This window comes from Sebaldella sp. S0638 (assembly GCF_024158605.1).
In the GTDB taxonomy this organism is placed as follows: Bacteria; Fusobacteriota; Fusobacteriia; order Fusobacteriales; family Leptotrichiaceae; genus Sebaldella.
The window spans coordinates 98,953-121,706 of sequence record NZ_JAMZGM010000001.1; the positions used below are offsets into that span (position 1 = coordinate 98,953).

General features: G+C 33.5%; 18 protein-coding genes. 2 read left to right on the forward strand and 16 right to left on the reverse strand.

The genetic code is table 11. The features are described 5' to 3' along the window. Window positions 1-135 precede the first annotated feature (135 nt). The 7 genes from polA to NK213_RS00490 all read right to left on the reverse strand — a co-directional run bounded on the left by polA (window position 136) and on the right by NK213_RS00490 (window position 8,685). Window positions 136-2,793, reverse strand: a complete 2,658-nt coding sequence (polA, locus tag NK213_RS00460; protein ID WP_253345963.1) for a DNA polymerase I — start codon at window positions 2,791-2,793, stop codon at window positions 136-138. A gap of 190 nt (window positions 2,794-2,983) precedes the next feature. Beyond that, on the reverse strand, window positions 2,984-3,760 hold the full coding sequence (locus NK213_RS00465) for a hypothetical protein (RefSeq protein WP_253345964.1): 777 nt from the start codon (window positions 3,758-3,760) through the stop codon (window positions 2,984-2,986). A 221-nt stretch (window positions 3,761-3,981) separates the two neighbouring features. Beyond that, complete coding sequence (locus tag NK213_RS00470) at window positions 3,982-5,637, reverse strand: uracil-DNA glycosylase (protein WP_253345965.1); 1,656 nt, start codon at window positions 5,635-5,637, stop codon at window positions 3,982-3,984. A 151-nt stretch (window positions 5,638-5,788) separates the two neighbouring features. Beyond that, the gene (locus NK213_RS00475) at window positions 5,789-6,517 is read right to left on the reverse strand and encodes a UTRA domain-containing protein (RefSeq protein WP_253345966.1); all 729 of its coding nucleotides are present in this window, start codon (window positions 6,515-6,517) and stop codon (window positions 5,789-5,791) included. A gap of 132 nt (window positions 6,518-6,649) precedes the next feature. Next, window positions 6,650-7,408 (reverse strand): hypothetical protein, encoded by a 759-nt coding sequence (locus tag NK213_RS00480; RefSeq protein WP_253345967.1) that lies wholly within the window; start codon window positions 7,406-7,408, stop codon window positions 6,650-6,652. A gap of 193 nt (window positions 7,409-7,601) precedes the next feature. After that, window positions 7,602-7,832 (reverse strand): GlsB/YeaQ/YmgE family stress response membrane protein, encoded by a 231-nt coding sequence (locus NK213_RS00485; RefSeq protein WP_253345968.1) that lies wholly within the window; start codon window positions 7,830-7,832, stop codon window positions 7,602-7,604. 28 nt (window positions 7,833-7,860) lie between these two features. Further along, window positions 7,861-8,685 (reverse strand): toxin-antitoxin system YwqK family antitoxin, encoded by an 825-nt coding sequence (locus NK213_RS00490; protein WP_253345969.1) that lies wholly within the window; start codon window positions 8,683-8,685, stop codon window positions 7,861-7,863. Between the two features lie 96 nt (window positions 8,686-8,781). Here NK213_RS00490 and rlmN point away from each other — a divergent pair, with 96 nt between their 5' ends. Together rlmN and NK213_RS00500 are read left to right on the forward strand one after the other, a co-directional pair. Beyond that, window positions 8,782-9,855, forward strand: a complete 1,074-nt coding sequence (gene rlmN, locus NK213_RS00495) for a 23S rRNA (adenine(2503)-C(2))-methyltransferase RlmN (protein ID WP_253345970.1) — start codon at window positions 8,782-8,784, stop codon at window positions 9,853-9,855. Beyond that, window positions 9,855-11,885 (forward strand): transglycosylase domain-containing protein, encoded by a 2,031-nt coding sequence (locus NK213_RS00500; protein ID WP_253345971.1) that lies wholly within the window; start codon window positions 9,855-9,857, stop codon window positions 11,883-11,885. Before rlmN ends, NK213_RS00500 begins: the two co-directional genes overlap by 1 nt. A gap of 70 nt (window positions 11,886-11,955) precedes the next feature. Here NK213_RS00500 and NK213_RS00505 read toward each other — a convergent pair whose 3' ends face one another. The 9 genes from NK213_RS00505 to dnaX all read right to left on the reverse strand — a co-directional run bounded on the left by NK213_RS00505 (window position 11,956) and on the right by dnaX (window position 22,551). After that, window positions 11,956-12,804, reverse strand: coding sequence for a MurR/RpiR family transcriptional regulator (locus tag NK213_RS00505; RefSeq protein ID WP_253345972.1), 849 nt, complete (start codon window positions 12,802-12,804; stop codon window positions 11,956-11,958). A 92-nt stretch (window positions 12,805-12,896) separates the two neighbouring features. Next, window positions 12,897-13,793, reverse strand: a complete 897-nt coding sequence (gene gnd / locus NK213_RS00510; RefSeq protein ID WP_253345973.1) for a phosphogluconate dehydrogenase (NAD(+)-dependent, decarboxylating) — start codon at window positions 13,791-13,793, stop codon at window positions 12,897-12,899. Between the two features lie 63 nt (window positions 13,794-13,856). Beyond that, the gene (locus tag NK213_RS00515) at window positions 13,857-15,317 is read right to left on the reverse strand and encodes a gluconokinase (RefSeq protein WP_253345974.1); all 1,461 of its coding nucleotides are present in this window, start codon (window positions 15,315-15,317) and stop codon (window positions 13,857-13,859) included. 276 nt (window positions 15,318-15,593) lie between these two features. Beyond that, on the reverse strand, window positions 15,594-17,090 hold the full coding sequence (locus tag NK213_RS00520; protein ID WP_253345975.1) for a lysozyme inhibitor LprI family protein: 1,497 nt from the start codon (window positions 17,088-17,090) through the stop codon (window positions 15,594-15,596). Between the two features lie 87 nt (window positions 17,091-17,177). Further along, window positions 17,178-17,774: an ACP phosphodiesterase gene (locus NK213_RS00525; RefSeq protein ID WP_253345976.1), complete on the reverse strand. Its 597-nt coding sequence runs from the start codon at window positions 17,772-17,774 to the stop codon at window positions 17,178-17,180. A 132-nt stretch (window positions 17,775-17,906) separates the two neighbouring features. Further along, complete coding sequence (locus NK213_RS00530; RefSeq protein WP_253345977.1) at window positions 17,907-19,169, reverse strand: U32 family peptidase; 1,263 nt, start codon at window positions 19,167-19,169, stop codon at window positions 17,907-17,909. Between the two features lie 40 nt (window positions 19,170-19,209). Continuing rightward, window positions 19,210-20,586, reverse strand: coding sequence for a replicative DNA helicase (gene dnaB / locus NK213_RS00535; RefSeq protein WP_253345978.1), 1,377 nt, complete (start codon window positions 20,584-20,586; stop codon window positions 19,210-19,212). A 2-nt stretch (window positions 20,587-20,588) separates the two neighbouring features. Then, window positions 20,589-21,047 carry a 50S ribosomal protein L9 gene (gene rplI, locus NK213_RS00540; RefSeq protein ID WP_253345979.1) on the reverse strand — a complete coding sequence of 153 codons (459 nt, stop codon included), beginning with the start codon at window positions 21,045-21,047 and terminating at the stop codon, window positions 20,589-20,591. 16 nt (window positions 21,048-21,063) lie between these two features. Then, window positions 21,064-22,551 carry a DNA polymerase III subunit gamma/tau gene (gene dnaX / locus NK213_RS00545; RefSeq protein ID WP_253345980.1) on the reverse strand — a complete coding sequence of 496 codons (1,488 nt, stop codon included), beginning with the start codon at window positions 22,549-22,551 and terminating at the stop codon, window positions 21,064-21,066. Window positions 22,552-22,754: the final 203 nt, after the last annotated feature.

The following is a 22,754-nucleotide window of genomic DNA, read 5'->3' on the forward strand; positions in this document are numbered from 1 at the left end:
CCGCCCAGCCGCTTATTATTGCTAAAACTATGGTTATAAATGCAAAAACGGGAAATAACTCATATCTTTATACTTTGTTTTATTATTTTCACGCTTCCGTCTGCAATCTAAGAAATTTAGGCTTATGCCTCATCTTTACTTTAATTCTCCCCAGTTTTTACCTACATTGCCATTTGCTGCAAGTCTTACATTCTTTAATTTTATTGTATTTTCCATAATATTATCAATTTCTTTCAGATACTTATCCACAACTTCGTTTTTCACTTCAAAGATAAGTTCATCATGTACCTGAAGCAGCATATTTATGTCTTCTTTATCCCTAAATTCCTCATAAAGCTTTACCATTACTATTTTTATAATATTAGCTGCTGTTCCCTGAACTACAGTATTTACAGCCATTCTGTCAGCCTGTGCTTCTATATTTTTGTTTGACGAATTTATCCCGGTAATGTATCTTCTTGTACCGTATAATGTCTCTACAAAACCATTCAGCTTTGCTTCCTGAAGTACATTATTCAAAAATGTTCTTACCTTAGGATATTCTTCAAAATATTTATTTATATATAATTTCGCATCTCCCATAGGAATTTTTAGTTCTTTTGACAGTCCGAAAGGAGTTTTCCCATATAGAATACTAAAGTTTATTACTTTGGCTATACTTCTTTCCTCTCTGCTCACAGGCTCTTCGTCTGTTTTAAAAAACAGCTTTCTTGCTGTAAGATCATGAAGGTCTTTATTCTGCTGATACGCCAGTATAAGAGTCCCGTCTTCCGATAATTCCGCAAGAACTCTCAGCTCGATCTGCGAATAGTCAAAAGATATAAAACTCCAGCCTTCCTGAGAAACAAAACCTCTTCTTATTTTTATTCCTTCATCAGTTTTCACGGGAATATTTTGTATATTGGGATTACTTGAAGAGAGCCTCCCTGTGGCAGTACCGTTCTGATGAAAAGTTGTGTGTATTCTGTTTTCTTTGTCTGCCAGCTTCGGAAGCGGTTCTACATATGTCGTAAGAAGCTTTGTGTAACCTCTGTATTCAAGTATTTTCTCTGCTACATCCACACCTTGTGCTGCAAGCACTTCAAGCACTTCCACATCTGTAGAATATCCTGTCTTGGTTTTCTTCACGGGATCAAGCATCATTTTCTCAAATAATATCTCTGAAAGCTGCTTAGGAGAATTAATATTAAATTCCTCACCTGCAAGCTCATATATATTTTTCTCTATTTCAACAAGATTATTTTTTAGCTCGCTTCCATATTTTTCAAAATAATCAGGGTCTATCAGTATTCCCTTTTTCTCCATATCAGCAAGAACAGGAACCAGTTTTTTCTCTATATTTTCATAAACATTATTAAGACCTTCTGATTCCAGACGGTTTCCTAAAATGTCTCTGAGCCTTGCCATATAATAAGATCTTTTTGTAAGAAATTCCGCTTTTCTTTCTAAAGAAACTTCACTTATATTTTGTTTCTTAAACTCTACTTCATACTTTTCCAAAAGTACCTGAAACTCTGAAAAAATTATGCTTTCCAGATCCTGTGCAGCCTCTGTCCCCAGTACATACCATACAAGCATAATATCAAAGTAATCTTTATACTCAAGTCCGGCCTTAAAAAGGTCTTTTATATTATATGCATTTACAGTTTTATCCTTAAAATTTTTCAAAAAAGCAGCTCTGTCTGTAATAATTTCCGCAGGAATATAATAGTTTTTTTCCTTATTGGAAATCCCAAACCCGAGTTCATTATCAAAAACAGTTACTTCATTACCAAGTGCCGCAATTATTTTCTCAGCCGTCTCCAATGTATCTGCTGTCTCGTACTGAAACGGAGTTTCTTCCTTTACTTCTTCCGCAGCAGGTTTCTTTTCCTGTACCGCTGTCTGAAATAAAGTTCCCTGAAGCGGATTGGCATTCTTTCTTGCACGTTCTGCATCTTCAAGGAATCTCTTGAATTCCATCTCTTTATACAGAGGAATGAGCTTATTCATATCTTTTTCCTCATATTTAAGCTTGTCCTTATCATACTCCACATCAAGCTCCATATGAACTGTTGCCAGTTCTCTGCTCAAAAATGCATTTTCCTTTTCCTTTTCCAGTTTTTCTTTTCTTTTTCCTTTTATTTCATCTATATTTTCATATAAAGTCTCAAGATTTCCATATTTTGATATTAATTCAACACCGGTTTTAGGTCCTATTCCCTGTACTCCCGGAATTCCGTCGGATTTATCTCCCATAAGACCAAAAAGATCAATTACCTGATCAGGTCTTACTCCCAGATACTCCACTACATCCTGCTCTGTCTGAATGTACTTAAACTGGCTTTTACCGTCACCTTTTCCGAGAAGCGCTATATTTACGTTATCTTTTATAAGCTGCATAAGATCTTTATCTCCTGTAACAATAAATACTTCCATATTATCATCGGAAAGTTTCTTCGCAAGAGTGGCAATAACATCGTCTGCTTCATATCCGTCTACTTTATACTTAGGTATATTGTATGCATCCAGCACTTCCATAATCTTAGGAAGCTGATAAACTAGCTCTTCAGGCATATCTTCCCTGTGTGCCTTGTACTCTGTCAGTTCGGAAGTTCTTTTAAGCTCTGATCTTTTCACATCAAGACAGGCTACCAGATAATCAGGAGAAAATTCCTTTATTATCAGGTTCAGGGTATTTATAAAACCATATGTAGCTCCTGTTGCTTTCCCCTTGGAATTTCTCATTCCCATAAGGGCAAAATGTGTTCTGTACATAATGGCGCTTGTATCTAATATTACAGCTCTTGGCATTTTTTTCTCCTTTATTCCGTTTTTTATTATCTATTATTTGTAATATTATACCATAATTCACTTGGCATAAAAAATTTTTTTGTACTAAAAAATATAAACTGTTTACTTCATTCAATCGGCTTTTTATATTCAGAATACAAAAAACCGGAATAATCTTCTTTATTCTGACTATTCCGGTACTGCTAAAACATTAATATAACTTCCAGTCCCCTACTCTTTTCGAATTTTCATATTTACCTTCTTCTACTAAAGTCAGACTTTCATCATATACTTTCATATATCCCGTTCCGTTTTTAAAAATTGTTTTATCTATAATTTTATAATTTTTATCTCTTACTTCCTGTACTCCGTCTGCTATAAACATATTTTTAGATGTATTATACACATAATTATTCATAAAGGAACCATTATCAAAATAATTATATACTGTAAGTCTCTTATCCAGCATAATATAAAGAAGTTCCACATTTTCATTTGCCAGAATATCAGAAATATATTTATTTATAGAAGCATATGTGTTTCCGTTTATTATATATAAATTATCAGCTTTAATAATGTCGTTATATACAGTATAAGAACTGCACCGTCCTCCTGTGGAATAACGTATCTGCCCCACTGCCGCAAGACTTTTATAATTATTTTTATTTATCTGATAATTTTTATAATAAAGTCTTCCACCTGTTACAAAATACTCGTTATTTTCAGGTTTATAATCCTCATCTCCGGGCTTATTCAGTTTTAACTCATTATCAATTCTATAAAAATTCTCAATATCATATTTTTTCTTCAAAATTTTTGGTTTATCCACATCAGTATCTACTTTTTTATTATCATAATATATACCGTCTGATTTTATTACCACACCTTCAGGTCTCGGACGCTCCCATGTTTCCACACAGGCTATTGACGATGCACTGAATGTTCCTGCCGACAATAACGTCATAAACATTAATATCACCTTTTTCACGATAAAATCACCTCTTATCATATTATTTTGTAACACCTAAATACATTTTTATTATAATACTTTAACATATAATTTACAAGAAATAATCATTATACTTCCATATAAAAACAATAGTTTTTACACTGGATTTTCTATGATATAAAAAATTAACCCTTGTTGATTTTATATAAATAATTAAAAGGCCTTATAAAAGCCTTTTAATCAATATTGATATTCTCTTTTTAAAACAGCGTAGTTTTTCTCTGATCCTCATGTCCAAGCCAGTTTACCAGCCCTTTTGTTTTTTCAAAAGATTTGCTGTTCACAAAATCATTTTCATTCTCAGGATTTCCCCATGCAGAAGGATGATTATTTTTTATTATTTCTCCGCTTTTTATACTCTTCTCAAATATCTGAACATCTTTTCCCCATAAAAAATATACTATATTTTTATTTCTTTCTGATATGAATTCCATAAGTTCCTGTGTAAAAGGTATCCAAAACTTACTATGGTCTGCTGCTTTTGTTTCGGATATTGTCAAAGCTGTATTCAAAAGAAGAACTCCGTTTTTTTCCCAGTATTTAAATAATCTGTCAGGAGGAAGAATGTTAAAATTTCTCTTTTCTATATCTTCCCTTATAAAATTCAGATCTTTTGAAGTTCCCATATACGTTTTGTAAAGTAATTTCAGAATATTTCTAAGAGTATTATTTACCTCAGGATCCATCCATGAATTTTTCTCCATCTCAAATGCAAGCCCTGTGGCAGTATTCCCCTGTGTATAAGGTTCTTTTCCCGGCATGCATACTTTTTGTTCTGAAAGCGGCTCTGAAAATACTCTGAATATGAGATTTTCTTTCGGGCTGTAAGGTATATTTTTCATTTTCAGTTCTTTTATAAAGTTTCTCACAGACTCCACTCTTTCATATGTAAAAAAATCAAAATATTCATCGTTTATTTTGTATTCTTCCATAAAATTCCGTCTTTCAATATCTGTATCTTCATCTCTAAGTATTCTCAGACTTAATATATTATAATCCATGCCAAGTGTAAATATTCTCTCGTCATTAGCCTTTATTTTCAGAATATCGCCTTTATGAAGACTGAGTTTTTTCTCTATTCTGAATTTCTCGTCTGTTATCAGGAGTTCTCCCGATGAAAGCCCCAAAAGGTAATTTTCCTTGGTTTTTTCTATATAAGATATGCGATAATCGCTTACTTTTACGGAATTATAAAGTTCTTTAGTGATTACATCCCATATTTCCACTTCTCCGTCTTCTGTTCCTGCTATATACTGAAGAGCAGATATACTGGAATATATATGGTTTTTTACTGTTTTTATATTAAAAATTTCTTCGAGCTTTTCATCGAAAATACTTATGGTATTTTCCTGTGAATGAAGGGCGCGATATTTTACTACTATATTTTCACCGTTAATATAAATTTTATACTTTCCCCTGTTTTCATTCTTTTCATTAATAACAGCCTTTTTTATTGTTCTTTCTGAATTAGGATTATATGAGTGAAGAATATTATCCATCAGATATATTATCTTTCCGTTTGTGGTGAAATTCACATAATCAGGTGTTCTTTCCATTGAAAATACTGTTTTGGAAGTTTTGTGTTTTCTGTCATAATATTTATAAATATCCCCGTTCATAGTCAGAACAAAAAAGGAATTCGATACAAACAGCTGATTTTCTTCCTTTATAAATTTTACTGCTTCTAAATTTTTTAATTTCCCGCCGAGCTCTGTTACATTTACATTTCCCTCAAAATCCGGCGATACAAAATACAGCTTTTTCCCCACAGCGACCAAATCTTTATTAACAGGATCCAGATCAAAATCTTTCAGCCCGTTTTCGTTTATTAACTTTTTATCCAATATTACTTTCATACAAAACCGCCATCAATCATTTTTTTATTATTATAACACTTAAAACGCCATAAAAAAAGATACTTTTACAATTTTTTTTACAGAACATTGTATTTTCCTATACTGTAAAAAAGTCTGTAAAAGCATCAATTAAAGAATTCCCATATACAAATCATGTATTTTTTATTCTTTGTGCCTGCCCAAAAAATATAAAATAATCAGGTCTGTGTCTTGACTGAGTATATTCAAACATAATCCCTTCGGCATTATAAGTATAATTACTTATCACCGCTACACAGTTATAGTCCTGCAGATTCAGATATCTAAAATCATCCTCTGTTGCTTTTTCCACTGTAATAATACGCTTGGTAGTCACTACTTTTTCATTCAGTTCATTTTCAATATATTCATATATGGAATTTTCCGCTATTTCAAGAGTAAGCCCTTTTACTATATCTTTTCTGTAATAATTATGATCAATTATCAGTGCCTGCCTGTCCATAAATCTGACTCTCTGGATATAGTATATTTCAGTTCCCGCTGGAATTCCGGTTTTTCTGCTTAAAACTTCATCAGCTGTAAGTTCTGAAAAGTGTACGACTTCTGTTTTATTTTCCCTGCTGTTTCTTATACTTGCCTCTTTAAAACTCTCAACATCACCAAGCATGAAACCCGGTTTCTTATGCTGCTCGTATATTACACATACACCTTTGCCGTGAAGGCTTTGTACATAACCGATTGATGCCAGCTGTGCCACAGCCCTCCTTAATGTATTACGTGAACATGTATATTCTTTTATAAGGTTATTTTCAGACGGGAGTAATTGCTGATATCCGTATACTTCCAACTCTATTTTCTTTTTAAGGTCTTCATATATCTTGTCATATTTTATTCTTCCCATTTTTCTTCCTTTATTATTTATTTTTTTGATTATATCATATTATTTTGAATTTTATAATAAATGAAATAATATTATGCTTTATTCTGGTTTATATTTTTTGCGGCTGTCTGAAATTATTTATTCCTGAAAAAATTATAAGTATTCTTTTTCCTGTTTATCTTCAAGGCTGTTATAATAATTAGCAAATAGTATCATTATATAAGGAACTCCTATTATTATTCCTATCCACAGCGTACATAAAGATATTATCATAACAAGCATATACACCAAAAACACGAGCAGTATATTTACCGTTTCCCCTTTTATCAGGCTTCTGATTCTCCTAAATACTTCAAATATTCCAATTTCCGGATTATCATGAATAATGTAATATCCAAAATTATAAATCTGAAGTTTTATAATAAGAAATATACTAAAGAGTATAATATATATCGTTTCAAATATATTAATATCTCTTCCGGGGCCGATAAGCCAATGCGGTACAAATACTACTGCACAGCCCAGCATTAAATATATTCCAAACTTTACATATTTTAAAATCTGAAATAAAGTTATTTTTTTTATATGATTTTTTCCGGAGAATAATGTACTGTATGTTGTTTCTTCCCCTCTTGTAATTTTCAGATAAAATATGTATAATCCGTATTCTATCACTCCTGCGAGACTCAGTGAAATTATTCCCAATATTGCTATAATCACACTGCCTGTTATATAGCTCCATATATTTTGAAAGATAAAAAATATACATCCCAGAAGCATCAAAATCTGTGCAGCCATCCCCACTCCAAAATTAACACCCCAGTTTATCAGGAATCCTACTATGGACTTACCCATATTATTCATTGTATCTTCATTTGTTTTTTTTATTACTTCTGTCAGACTTGATTTCATTTTTCTTCTCCCTAGTTATTCAAATATTTTTAATTTTATATAAATCTATACAACATTCTACCATATATTATTTTATATTACATAATAATATATTTCAAGTTATAAAATTAATCTCTTGCATCATATTATTCACAAAAAAAGACGACCCAGTCACGGATCATCTTAATTCAGGCATAAAGCCCCATATCTCAATTCATAATTTTCTTTTAAAAAAGCCGAGAATCAGTAAAAATATTACGGCTCCCACAGCTGAAACCAATATTTGTGCAAATAACCCGTAAGTATCACGGAATATAAGCCCTCCTATCAAACCGCCTATACAACCAATAATAATTGTTACTATGAAACTGTATCTTTGTCCCATTAGTGCTTTTGCTATTATTCCAGCTACTGCACCCACTATAAGTGAACCAAGTATACCCATACAAATACCTCCCGATTTTTAGAATATGTTAATATTGCAAAATACCATTGTTGTAATTTTCTGTTGCTACAATATTTCCACTTTTATCAAAGTATTTCCATAGACCCTCTTTTTTTCTTAGCTTATAATTTCCTTCAAATTTCAGTTCTCCCGAACTGAAATAAGAAATAACACTTCCTTCTCCGTTACTGTACTTCCCTTTATAAAAAACATTCCCGTTTTCATAATAAGCTATATCATCTCCCGATATTTCACCGTTGGAATATTCAGTTTCCAGTTTCTTTATTCCTGAATTATACCATGTTGTCCATCTTCCGTCTTTCTGGTTGCGTTCATAGCTTCCTTCTGACTCTTTCTGCCCGTTGGTATAATAAGTATTCCACTTACCTTCTCTTCTGTTATTTATATAATTACCCTTTATCTTTTCCTGCCCTGTATTAGAATACAACTCCACATACTCGCCGTCCAGCCTCCCGTCTTTGTATGTTTCCTGTATCCATCTTCTGCCGCTGTCATTATAGGTATACCATTTCCCATTTTTCTTTCCGTTTACATAACTTCCCTCTGATAATTTCAATCCATTTTCATAATACTCTGTAAAATTTCCTGCAAGCTCACCGTTTTTCAGAGAAAAAGTAATACTTCTACCGGAATTTGAAATAAAATTAAAATCCCCGGTATCAATAACTTCATATCTTCCGTTATCTGCATCTTTAACCTTTATATTCTCATAAAAAATCGGATTAATTAAATAGACTCTGTCATTACTTACCTGATAATCTGAATGCAGCATATCCGCGAAAGCAAATACAGCTGCGAATAATGACAAAAATAAGATCATGAATCTTCTCATTTTTTTCTCCTTTAAATAATCTTTCCTATATTATACATAATTTCAGTTTCAATTTCAAATTATCTTTTGTTTTTATCCATTTTATGATAAAATATCATGTATATCATAAATATGAAGGTGATAATAATCGAAAAAATTAATATATCAGGCTTAAAATACGATACTCTGGAAAAAGAACTATTAAAACTAAATTTCAAAAAATATAATGTTAAACAGATATTTAACTGGCTTCATAATAAAATGGAAGATAATTTTGATAATTTTTCCAATATATCAAAAGAGAACAGAAATATTTTGAGTAAAAATTTTTTTATACCGGAAATAATATTATTGGATCACCAGATTTCTGAGAATGATGATACTGAAAAATTTTTATTTAAATTACAGGGGAATGTTTTGATTGAGAGCGTTCTTATCGGTCATAAAAACCGTTATACTCTCTGTGTTTCATCACAGGCCGGCTGTGCTTTGGGATGTGAATTCTGCGCTACTGCCACGATGAAATTTGAAAAAAATCTTGATATTTCCGAAATTTTGATGCAGTTTTATTATGTACAGAAATATCTGAACCAAAAAGGTCATAAGCTCGATAATGTTGTCTTTATGGGAATGGGGGAACCTTTCCTGAATTATGACAATGTTATGGATTCTATTGATACTCTGAACAGTGCTGACGGACAATATTATTCCAAAAGAAACTTTACTGTTTCTACCAGCGGACTTGTTCCGTTTATTGAAAAGTTCACAGAGCTGGATTCACAGGTTAATCTTGCAGTATCCCTGCACTCTGTAAAAGATGAATATCGCAGTAAAATTATGCCTGTTAACCAAAAATATCCTCTTAAGGATTTGAAAAAGAGCCTTTCGGCTTACCAAAAGAAAACTAAAAAACGTATAAGCTTTGAATACATTCTTATTGATGATTTTAATTGCAGTAAAAATGACGCTTTCGAGCTTACTAAGTTTCTCAAAGAATTTAGCTGTCTGGTAAATCTGATTCCTTATAATCCAGTTGCGGGAAAGTCTTACAAGACTCCTTCCAAAGCAAAACAGCAGGAATTTTATAGAATTTTATTAAATAATAATATCAATGTAACTCTGAGAGAGACAAAAGGACAGGACATTGCTGCAGCATGCGGACAGTTAAAAGTAAAAAGGGAGTTGATTTAATGAAATCAAAATTATCTATAGCAATAAAAATATTTATTTTTCTAATTATAGCATTGCTTATTGCTGTGGGGGTTCTTGTATATCAAGTAAAGAAAGAGCTTCCAAATTCGGAAGTTATTGAAAACTATCAGCCTATTTCCCCTACTGTTATTTATGACATTAATGGAAACCAGCTGGATATTATCACATTGGAAAACAGAGCACCGGTTCATATTAACGAAGTACCTCTTGATGTTCAGAATGCTTTTCTTGCTATAGAAGACAGAAAATTCAGAACACACCACGGATTTGACTATATGAGACTTGGTAAGGCAGTATTATCAAATGTTACCGGAAGTGCCAAAGAAGGTGGAAGTTCCATTACTCAGCAGCTTGCGAAAAATGCTTTCCTCTCACCTGAAAGATCATTTGACAGAAAGCTGAAAGAAGCACTGCTTGCTATTGAGATAGAAAGAAGATATACAAAAGACGAGATTTTAGAAAATTATCTAAATACAATTTATTTTGGAAATGGTTCGTACGGTATTAAAAATGCCGCCAGAAAATATTTTGACAAAAAGCCTAAGGATCTTACCATTGCAGAAGCTGCAATACTCGCAAGTATCCCTAAGTCTCCTACCAAATATTCACCTACAAAGAATATGAAAAACGCAATAGAACGTCAGCAGGTAGTTCTTGCACAAATGTATAAGTATAAGTTTATTACTGAAGCACAATATGAAGAAGCTTTGAATCAGAAAATCGTACTTTCTAAAAACAGCGACTTAAATAATGATCTGAATGAAGACGAACAGATTTCAGTTTCAAACAACGCTCCGGAATTTACATCAATTGCTATCAGTGAAGCAAAAAGAATACTTAATATCAGCGAAAGTGATCAAAAAGCCTTATTTGACGGTTACAAAATATATACCACAGTTGATCTGGATATGCAAAGAGCCGCTTACAAAGCTTTTCACAATAATTATAATCTAAAAAGACGTGAAAGACTAAACGGTGCCTTAATTTCTATGGATCCTAACACAGGATTCGTAAAAGCAATGGTCGGCGGGAAGAATTACAGAAAAGGTGACTTTAACAGAGCTATAAGTTCTACAAGACAGCCTGGTTCATCTTATAAGCCATTTATTTATCTGGCTGCAATACAGCAAAATATTCCTATGAACACAGTTATAGAAGATTCACCGTTTACTACTCCGGGATGGAGCCCTAATAACTATGACAGGAAATTCAGAGGCGGTATGAGCCTTCTGAAAGCTATTGAAATTTCAAACAACGTTGTACCTGTTAAGCTTCTGCAGCAGGTAGGTATAGATAAAGTAGAAAAAATATGGCGTGATGCCGGTATAGAAGGCGGAGATTTCCCGAAAGACCTTACGCTGGCTCTGGGATCTATTACCACTAACCCGCTTAATATGGCAAAAGCTTACTCGGCTATTGCAAACGGAGGTTACAGAGTAAAACCTATATTTATATATAAAATAGAAAATAAATATGGTGAAGTTATTTACGATGCAAAGAAAGAACAGGAAAAAGTAAAAATATACGAACCGGAAGATGTAGCACTGATTACTTTCATGCTTGAAAGTGCAGTAAAATATGGTACAGGACAAAGTGCAAAAGTATTTAAAAACGGACAGCTGATTCCTGAAGCAGGAAAAACAGGAACTACAAGTGATTATGGTTCTGCATGGTTTACAGGATATACTCCTACTCTGGTTACTATAGTATATGTCGGTAATGACGACAACAGATCTATGGGCGGAGGTATGACAGGAGGAGCTGCTGCAGCCCCTATCTGGAAAAACTATATGCAGTCTGTTGTTAATCTTGAAGGATTTGAAATTGGTAATTTCGCCTTTATAGATGACTATATTAAGAGTAAGGATCTTTCTATGAGAGATATTGACCTGAAAACCGGTCTTCTTGATACAGATAATGTAGATAAGAGAACAGCATTATTCAAAGTAGGAACAGAGCCTGTAGAACTTCAAAATAAATACAGAATGGGACTTGAAGGTTTCTTCTAAAAATAACTGATTATATAAAAAACAGGAGTTATCTCTGAATGATAACTCCTGTTTTTTTATAAATAATTTCTTAAAATCTTTTTTTTGCAATGGCTTCTCTGATTTTTCCCACAGTTTCCATATACTTCCCTTTATTTTTCAGACAAACATTCACAAATAATGTATCTATAATTGCAAGTGTACTAATCTTTGATTCTGATGCTTCACTTTTAAAACTTCTCTCCTGTCCGTAACTCAGCAAAACTTCGTCGGAAATTTTGGAAATGGGAGATTTATTATTAGAAGTGATTGCTATTATATTTACTCCGTTTTCTTTGGCAACAGCAAGATTGTCTATGAGTTCTTTATTGCTTCCGGTATTTGATATTGCAATTATACAGTCGTCTTTTTTCAAAAGCCCTGCCATCATAACCTGCAGGTGAGAATCCGAATGATATTCACATCTTTTTCCTGTACGCAAAAACTTATGATATCCGTCAAAAGCAAGTGCTGCCGAACCGCCCATTCCGAAAAATGCAATGGTTTCCGCTTTCAGCAGATAAGAAACACTCCTTTCTATCTGGGTGCTTTTATTTAGTTTCATTGTTTTTTCCAGTGAGTACATGCTGGATCTTATTACTTTTTCCATTATTACCAGTGCACTGTCATTTTCATTTATTTCTTCATGTATGTCTTTTATAGGCTCTATGACTTCACTTGCTATTTTTATTTTCAGCTCCTGATAGCCTTTATATCCCAGCTTTTTACAAACTCTGAAAATAGTGGCTTCCCCGCTCTGACATTCCTCTGAAAGCTCTGTAATTGACAGTTTTATAATCCTTTCCGGATTCTGCATTATATACTCGGCTATTTTCTTTTCTACACCTTTTAATCTGGGATAGACTTCCCTGATACGTTCAAGATAAGTTAAATTCTCCATTTACTACATCCTTTTCCGAAAACTTCACAAGTTTAATTCATAATATCTTTTCTTAATATTCTATAATTATTTCAAAGAAATATCAATACTTTTTATGCTTTCTCCACTTTATGACCGCCGAATTCATTTCTTAATGCAGCAATTACTCTTCCTGAGAAAGTATTTTCTTCAAGTGATCTGTATCTCATCATTAACGACAATGCTATCACCGGAGCCGGAACTTCCAGATCAAGTGCGGTTTCCACAGTCCATTTCCCTTCACCGGAAGAATTCATTATACCTTTTATTTTTTCCAGCTTCGCATCTTTTCTGAAAAGATTCTCTGTAAGCTCCATAAGCCAGCTTTCTATTACAGAACCATTATTCCATACCCGTGCTACTTTTTCATAATCCATGTTATAGCTGCTCTTGTCCAAAATCTCGAATCCTTCTGCTATAGACTGCATCATCCCGTATTCTATCCCGTTATGCACCATCTTTGTAAAGTGTCCGCTTCCGGCTTCTCCTACATGAAGATATCCATCTTTTACAGCAATATCAGTAAAGATTTTTCCACAGTAACTTACAGGTTCCGTATCTCCTCCTACCATCAGACATGCCCCGTTTAAAGCTCCTGACGTTCCTCCGCTTGTCCCGCAGTCTATAAAATCTATATTTCGCTCTTTTAGTTCATTATGCCTTCTCACGCTTTCCTTATAATTGGAATTACCTCCGTCAATTATTATATCCTTTTCTGAAAGTTCAGGAAGAAGCTCTTTTATTGTATTATCCACAGGAAGCCCGTTAGGAATCATTATCCATATTATTTTCCGCCCTCCCAGTTTTCCGCATAAATCTTTCAGGCTGTCCGCAGTCTCTATTCCTTCTGCCCGTGCTTTTGCCTTTATATCATTATCTGTATCAAATGCTGCTACCTCATGATTATTTCTAAGCAGATTTTTTGATAAATTGAATCCCATTTTTCCCAATCCTATTATTCCTATTTTCATATGTCATCTCCTAATCAGTTTTTTGGTTTATTGCCGGTTAACAAGTAATTTTGGCATATAATATCAAAATATTTCTTTTAAAGAATTATAAACTTCTTTATATATCCGAAATTTTTCCATATATACTTTATGCTTTTCTCTGTCAGGTGTTATTTTTTTTACCTCAAATTTTATATTATTAAAACTTTCTATATTTTCTATTTCTTCCACAGCTGCCATTCCTGTTATAAATGCTCCAAAACAAGAGCTTTCATAGTTTTCCGAAATTAATATCTCCCTGTTAAAAACATCAGCCATTGTTCTCACAAATGCTTCTGATCTGCTTAATCCACCGTTTATGTATATTTTTTTAATATCTTTCATACTGTCCAAAACCCTGAAAACATCATATATACTGTAAATTATTCCTTCAAGCACCGCTCTTACAAAGTGTTCCTGTTTATGCTCCAGACTTATTCCAAAAAATACTCCTCTTGCATTGGAATTCCAGATCGGTGCTCTCTCTCCCAGAAGATACGGAAGAAATACGGGAATTCCTGCTATATCCTCTGTATCTTCAAGAATTTGAAATATTTCCTTGTAGTCTAAGCCGGGAAAAAGTTTTTCTTTAAGCCATTCGAGAACTATTCCGGTGTTGTTTACAGCTCCGCCTGAAATATAATGATTTTTATCCAGTATATAAGTAAAAATACGTTTCCCATTATCTACTTCCGGATTTTTACTCCCTACTCTCACAGCGGCACTTGTACCTAATGTTATCACAGCTGTTCCTTCCTCCATATCATTTACTCCCAGATTCGCCATACATCCGTCACTTCCACCGATTATAAACGGAATGTCTTTAGCTAAACCTAAAAATTCCCTGTACTCTTCTTTTATATCATATATTTTAAAATCAATATCTACACTCTCTGATAAATAACCTTCATCTATTCCCAGAAAATCAATTGCTTCCCTGCTCCACTCCCTGACATGAATATCAAACAGTCCTGTAGCCGAAGCTGTGGAATAATCCACATAATACTTTCCTGTAAGTTTAAAAATAATATATTCCTTAATTGATATGAATTTTTTAGTTTTTTGAAATATATCTTTTTTTTCTTCCCTGAACCACATTATCTTAAACAAAGGAGACATTGCATGAATCGGCGTTCCCGTTTTAAGAAATATGTTATGTATTATGTTGCTTTCTTTATATTTTTTTACCAGTTTTTCACTTCTTCTGTCAGACCATAACAATGCATTGGTAAGCAGTTCATCATTTTCATCTATTGCTGCTATACTGTGCATTGCAGTGCTGAAACTAATTCCCAGAAGCACTTTCGTCTTATTATCTGAAATTATATCTTTTAATTTTTCTGTCACAGATTCAAAAATCTCTTCGGGATTCTGCTCAAAAAATCCGTCTTTCGGTGTATAGGTATTATATCTGGAATTCCTCTCTGAAATTATCTTTCCCTCAATACTATATGCAATTAACTTCGCACTGGTAGTTCCTATATCTATGCTGATTAAGTACTTCATCATACCTCTTTCTCTTTTTGAAAAAAATTTTACTTAAAACTTTATTTTGTCAAAAAAAATATTTTTATGAAAAAAATTTTCTAATAATAGTATACTTTATTTTTTTTAAAAGTCAACTAAAATTTTTATATTTCAAAATATACAGCTGTTTATCATCTTTATTATTTTCAGTAAAATATGCTTTCTAATATTTAATTCTCCTACTTAAACTTTTTCCTCATACTAAAAAATCCCGGAATTCCTTTATAAATTCCGGGAAAAATTACACTTCTCATTTTAAAATAAAATATCATCATAAACCTGAAGCATTTTCAGTCTTATACTGTATGGTTCAAATCCCATTGAAAACTGAGATGTCTCTCCTTCAGCTAGTACCGCTGAAAGACTCTGAACAAATGTAAGGTCAGAATCAGCAAATACAGACCATTTTGTTTCTGAATCCTTCATAGGCTGCAGGCTGTCACCGCTTAAATGTGTAAGCAATGTTGCATATCTCTGTTTCAAATTTTCTTTCTGCTTATTCATTTCTGTTACGTCAAGCTTTACTGTTCCTTTTTTATCTACCAGTTCTTTATATGAATTTAATTCATTAATTCTGTTTTCTATTACTTTTATCTTATATTTTTCTGAGAATCTATCCGAAATTTCCGCAGAATTTGGAATATCTTTGATAAAGAATATTGAATTCAAAAATTTAAATTCACTGTCTCTGTAATCAAGCCATGACTTTTGTGAAGCTGTAAGCTTTGATCTCTGATCATCATTAAGGACTCCTGTCAGCTGCTGATATACTTTATTCAGCTCTTCGTCAGCTTTCTCTTTAGTTTCAAATTTTACACTTATACTTGATGTTTTCTTTGGAACTACTTTCAGGTAAAAATTATTCATCCCTTTTAGTGCTGCCCCGTAATTAAAAGAATCATTATATACATCATTTAATCCGCCGGCTAATTCTGCTTTATATATTTCATTTCCGTTTGTTATTTCCATTTCCCTTTTAGACAGTTCCAGATTTTCATTTCCTGTACTTTCCTTTGGTATGTAGAAATAACTGTTATCGTATATTTTTATTTCATTTTGATGTTTTCTAAGATACAAATACGCCATTTCAGACATATCTCCGTCATTGCCTATTTTTACATCAGGACCGTTATAATCAAGAATCTGCTTTACATCAAGCTCAGCTTTTACCTGAAAAACAGTTCTTCCGTCTTTTTCATACAGAAGATACTCTACATTTCTGGCGTTTTTATAATTCGAAAAAGCATCTGATATTGCAATACTTGTATCACCGCTCCAGTATTTTTTCTTATAGTCATTAACATCTGTGCCAGGCGCAGCAGTCTGCTCTGTTTCCGTCTGGGCGTTCTCCTCTGCAAGGTCGTTTATTCTGTTCCCGCCTCTCATATTTCCTATTATAATATAAAGAAGTATTCCTAAAACTACTATAATTCCAAATATTATATAAGGAAGCTTACTTGTATTTCCCCTGCTTTTTACGCTTGGGTCATAAGGAACATATTTTGAAGGATCGAATTTATCTTTGAGATTCTCGTCAAAAGATTCCTCTCCCTCGTTTTCTGCAATATCAGCTTCATAGTCATTATTTCCGGCTTCTGTATTTTCACTCTCTTCTGTTGGATGAACCGGTTCTTCTGTGATATCTTCTGCCTGATTTTCCAAAGCAGTCTCAATATTTTCTTCCGGCAGCTTTGTACCGTTTTCTTCTTCTGCTAATTCTTTTTTCTCTAAATTTTCTTTATTTTCTGACATTTCACACTCCTTATATATAGCTAAATTGCTGAATATAAAACTCATTTTACGTATTATATCATAACTGCCCGTATTTATTATATAGAATTACCTTTGACCATCTGTCAAATTCTGATATTCTGTATACGCAAGTTCTGCTGTACGTCTGAATTCTTCTAAACTCAGCCTGTGAAACAAATCATATTTTTTCATAAGCTCGTCATATGCCTCTGTTAATATCTCACCTTTTCTCACTCTTCTGGAAATTCCCCCAAAAGTTTTCCTGATGTTTTCAGGATTTTTATATGAGTAAAGTATGTTATTTTTCGATATCCAGTCATATACTTCAATAAAATGCTTCGGATAAATATTTTTATACTTATCCAGTTCTCCGTATATTGTTTTTATGCTTTTATTAAGGTCTTCTTTGAAAAGATTCTCCCACTCCAAAGCCAAAAAATGATCTATTATTATATCTGAAATTACACCCCTGAAAATACTGAATCTTTTATCTATTTTTTCTGTAAGGACATTATCAATATCAGAGATAGAGTCTATTTTTCTATGAAGAAACAGCCCATTTTTCACCTCATAGGGAACATTTATATTTTCCAGTCTGCCCTTATAAAAATCACCTGTAAAATTACCATATGTTGTTTTTATGTCAATCTCCGCAGAGATTCTAGAATGCCCGAGAAAGTTCATACTTATCATTCCTTTACATTAATGTAAATATATTTTATCCTATATTTCAAAATAAGTCTAATTTTACTTTTGGATATACAAAATTTATACTATTTTACAGCAAAAAAACTCACCGTTAAGGCAAGTTTTCTTTTAGTTGCTTTCTTTATCTATATCGCTTTCACTTTCACCTACAGGAAGTTTTACTCTCAGTAAATCCTTCGGTTCCATCTCAAGATCAGCTGTTATAAGTGCAAGGGTATTCGGATGCACCACATTAACTATTTCATCATTTTTTGTATTTAAAAATTCTTTTATTCTGAATTTTTGCGCATTTCCTGTTGGTCTTACCAGTTCCACTTCATCATCAGCAGTTAATCTGTTTCTTATTTGCAGCAAATACTGATTATTTTCTCTTTTTTCCAGCACATTGGCTACCAGCTGGTAAGTCTGGCTGTAAGAAAGATTTGTATTGTAATTCTGATCATCTTCAGTAGGCTTTCCTAAATAAAATCCCTGTGAATAAAGTCTGTGGCTTATTGTCTGCAACTCTTCCAGCCATTTCGGATCATATTTATATTCACCTTTAAGATACAGGTCTATTGCTTCCCTGTACTGCTTTACTACTATAGAATTGTAATAGATACTTTTCATACGTCCTTCTATTTTCAGTGAGTCTACTCCTGTTTCTATGACTTTATCAATAAACTCTATCGTACATAAATCTTTTGCATTAAATATAAATGTTCCGTCTTCATCTTCCACTACATCATGATACTGCCCGGGTCTGTTTTCAGCAACGACCTTGTAATTCCATCTGCAGCTTTGCGCACATACTCCCCTGTTTGCATCTCTTGCTGTAAAGTAGTTGCTCAAAAGACATCTTCCTGACACCGCCATGCACATTGCTCCGTGGACAAATACTTCCAGCTGAATATCAGGGACTTTTTCCCTTATTTCCTTTATTTCCTCAAGAGACATTTCACGTGCAAGAATCACTCTTTTAGCTCCGAGATCTTTCCAGAGTTTTACACTTCTCCAGTTTGTATTATTAGCCTGTGTGCTTACATGTACATCCAGATCGGGAGCTATTTCCCTAACCAGCTGAAAAACTCCCAAATCTGCTACTATTACCCCATCTACATCTGCACCTGCCAGAAATTTTATAAATTCCGGAAGATGGTCTATCTCTTTATTATGAGCAAATATATTTAAAGTTATATAAATTTTCTTATTTATGCTGTGTGCAAATTTTACCGCTTCTTCCAACTCAGGGTTTTTAAAATTTGCAGACATACCTCTTAAATTAAAAGCATTCCCGCCTATATAACATGCATCTGCCCCAAAATGAAAAGCTGACTGCAATTTTTCGAGATTACCCGCAGGTGCTAATAATTCGATTTTCCTTGTGCCCATTTTTCCTCCTAATTGATTTTACGCACTGTTTTGTATCTAACTAGTCTGTTCTGAATGTTATATTTACGAATCTCTGCTGTTCCTTCAGAAATCCTATTTTTACAGTCCCTACAGGACCGTTTCTCTGCTTACCGATAATTACTTCTGTTATTGGTATATTGTTAACTACTGCAGGTTCGGGACTAGGTGCTCCTTCGCTGCCTTCCCCTCTGTTTTGCTCGTTATAATATTCATCTCTGTATAAAAACAGAACTATATCCGCATCCTGCTCTATGGCTCCCGATTCTCTCAAATCCGAAAGCATAGGTCTTTTATCTGCTCTCAATTCAGGTGCTCTTGACAGCTGTGATAGTGTAATTACTGGAATATCAAGCTCTTTTGCTATTATTTTCAGTGATCTCGATATTTCCGATATTTCCTGTTCCCGACTCTTTCTTCCGCCGTCAGTTCCTGTGATTAGCTGAAGATAATCTATTACAATGGCGTCAAGTTTTCCCTCTGCCCTTAATCTACGTGCTATTGCCTTTATTTCAAGGACATTTATTCCCGGTGCATCTGAGATATAGAACGGAAGATCTGCAAGTTTCCCGACTCCGTTTGCCAGTGCTGCCCATTCAGTTTCCGACAGTCTTGCTTCTCTCAGCTTCGTAAGCGGTATTCTTGTTTCCATAGCAAGAAGTCTTTGATAAAGCTGTACATTTGACATCTCCAGACTGAAAACCAGTACTGATTTATTCTGTCTTGCGATATTCAAAGCCAGATTCAGCGCAAAAGCCGTTTTTCCCATGGCTGGTCTTGCCGCAAGTATAAGAAGGTCAGACCCGTGAAATCCGCTTGTCATTGAATCAAAGTCGGTAAATCCCGAACTTATCCCTGTTATTCCGGTTCCTTTGGGCATTTTCTCCATTCTTTCCAATTCCAGATTTGCCATTTCCTTTAATGTTGTTACATCCTTTTTTTGCTTGAATTCAGCTATTTTAAAAATCATACTTTCTGATTTATCAAGCATTGTCTGTACGTCATCATATCCTTTGTAAGCCATTTCCACTATTTTACTTCCTGTGTCTATGAGCTTTCTCTGAACTGCATTATCCCTGATTATTTGTGCGTACATTTTTGCATTGGCAGCAGTAGGGACTGCCTCTGTAAGATCATATATAAGCTGTTCCCCGCCTATATCCTCCAGAACTCCTTTTCTATTTAAAGAGTTTATCAGCAGTAATGAATCTATTACTGCCGAGCTTCTGTATATTTCTTTCATTTCCGTAAAAATAATTTTATAATTATTTTTATAAAAATCATCTTCTGTAACAAGTTCTATAATTTCCGAAAGAACATCGGGTTTTATAAATATCGACCCTAGAAGCGCCTCTTCTGCTTCTATATTATAGGGGGTTTTTACTGTATTTTGGTCCATATTTACTCCTTATTTATTAATTTCACTTTTAAAATGGCCTTTACTTCACTGTGTAGTTTTACTTCCACATCATGAAGTCCTAATTCTTTCATTCTTGAATTTTCCCCGTCTATTTTTTTCTTATCAATAGTCAGCCCGAACACTTTTTTTACTTCGTCCACTATCTCTTTTGAACCGATAGACCCGAACACTTTCCCGTTTTCTCCGGCTTTTACTGCAAGTGTTATTTCTTTATTATTAATTTTCTCTTTTATTTCCTCAGCTTTTTTTACTTCTTTTGCGTGATCTTTAACATTTTTTTCTGCTTTATTTTTAAGTTTTTTCAGATTTTCATCTGTAGCAGGAACTGCTTTATTCTGTGCAAATAAAAAGTTATTGGCGTATCCGTCTTTAACCTCTATTATTTCATCTTTTTTTCCTACACCTTTGATGTTCTCTTTTAGTATCACTTTTACTTTCATACCATTCACTCCCGTCTTATTTTTTTTCAATTATCTCAGCATCAAAAAAGTCTATGACCTTATTAATGAATTCGTCGGATTCGTTTTTCGGCTGTTCACCGATTAATTTTGTGCTTATAATTAATTTTGCACCGTATATTTTTTTCAGTATTTTTTCTATTTTCAGCTTATTATCTTTATCTTCTATTTTTTCACGGTGAAAAGACTGCCATCCAGGAAGACCTAAGACCAGCTTGTCACCATCGAGATCCAAAGGATTGGTGTCTGTAAGAAATGCAGAAAGCATGATGCTTTCTTTTTTTAACTCCCCTTTGAATAACGGCCACTTTTTTTCTATAATATTTATATTAAGATCAGAAAGCTCTACAGAAGGACTTGGCGCGGTTTCCTGTGCCTGATTTTCTATGGGCATTTCCGGACTGCTTTTTCCCGCAGGTTCTGCTGCTCTGACCTCCTGCCTTACTTCTGTGATGACAACAGGTGTTTCCTGTTTAAATATCTCATTTATAAGAACATAACCAAGAAGTCTCTTATCCTCTTCATATCTGAATTCACCCAGAACAAAATAAATTACGCTGATTAATGATAAAGTTCTGTCTATCCCTATAGAATCTTCTCTTTTTAGATTTTCTTTCAAAAAATATGAAAAATCTTTCAGAAAATTTTCTATAAGTATACCATCTTCCCATAATTTATCTACAAAATCTATTCCTCCGATTTTATCACCATTGGATATAACATCCAGAAATTCGTTCAAAAGCTTATCGGGAATAACACCCAAAGCCATTTGTGTCTTTTCTATATCTATTTCTTCACCGGAAAAATTAGACGCTACCTGTTCAAAAATAGAAAAACTGTCTCTGGCACTTCCCTCAGACTTTCTGTAAATAAGTTTCAGACTTTCGTCGTCTATTTTTATGTTTTCTTTCTCAGCAACCATTTTCAGCATTTCTATAATATCGTTCATATTTAATGGAAGAAAATCATATCTTTGACATCTTGATATTACAGTATCCGGTATTTTATCCACTTCTGTGGTAGCCAAAATAAATATAACATGCGAAGGCGGCTCTTCCAGAGTTTTCAGAAGGGCGTTAAATGCTTCCTTAGTAAGCATATGAACCTCATCTATTATATATACTTTCTTATTCCCGTTCACAGGCTGATAGTTTATTTTCTCTTTCAGCTCTCTTATCTCATCTATTCCTCTGTTTGATGCTGCATCTATTTCCACCATATCCATAGAGATTCCTGCTGTTATTTCACGGCAGTTATCGCATGTTCCGCACGGATGATCGGAAATACCATTAGTCAGACAGTTTACGCCTTTTGCTATAAGTCTGGCTATTGTGGTCTTTCCCACACCTCTCGGTCCGTTAAAAAGATAAGCATGAGATAATTTATTTTCTTTCAAAGAATTCCTTATTGCCTTGACTATATGACCCTGCCCGGCAATCTCCTCAAAATTTTGAGGTCTGTATTTTCTATATAAAGTTATATTCACTCTAAAATTCTCCCATTTTTTTTATTGTCTTTAATTATAACATTTCTAAGCTGTTTTTGCAATTATGGCCTACATTAAACATGTCTGAATTTCTGCCTTTTTTTCGAAATCTGCTGTATTTTTATTCGGCTGTTTATATTTTTATAATATTCTTATAAAATTGTATAAATATTATACATGAAAACTCTTTATATGATAAAATA